Source organism: Gemmiger formicilis (assembly GCF_016900095.1).
Classification (GTDB): domain Bacteria; phylum Bacillota; class Clostridia; order Oscillospirales; family Ruminococcaceae; genus Gemmiger; species Gemmiger formicilis_A.
On the sequence record NZ_JACJJP010000085.1, the window covers coordinates 1 to 514 of the forward strand.

General features: G+C 43.8%; 1 protein-coding gene. It reads right to left on the reverse strand.

What is annotated here, in order from left to right:
• Positions 1 to 61: 61 nt before the first annotated feature.
• Positions 62 to 514: IS200/IS605 family transposase (gene tnpA / locus H6B15_RS15300; protein ID WP_204648856.1), on the reverse strand; the 453-nt coding region annotated here is incomplete at its 5' end.

Consider the following 514-nt stretch of genomic DNA (forward strand, 5'->3'; position numbering starts at 1 on the left):
GCCCCGAAAAGTCTGGCAACCACACTTTTACCACGGGCCGCCCCCTACTCGGGGGCATTTTTTATGCCTTCTTTGCGTTCTCCCCTGTGAAGGGATCTACAAATTCTTTCAGGCTCAACTGGTCATTTGCTATATCATCTTGCAACTGATTTCGGATATAGTCCCTTATCGCCCCTTCATACTTGCCTACTGTATCTACGTAATACCCCCTGCACCAGAAGTGCCGATTTCCGTATTTATACTTTAGGTTCGCATGTTTATCGAAGATCATTAAGCTACTTTTACTTTTCAAGTATCCCATGAAACTTGCTACACTCAGATGTGGTGGTATCTCCACAAGCATGTGTATGTGATCCGGGCAGCATTCCGCTTCTATGATCCTTACGCCTTTCCGTTCACTTAATTCCCTCAGTATTTTTCCTACATCCGCTTTGATCTTTTTGTAAATGATTTGGCGACGGTACTTCGGCGCAAATACGATATGATATTTGCATCTGTACTTGCTATGTGATAA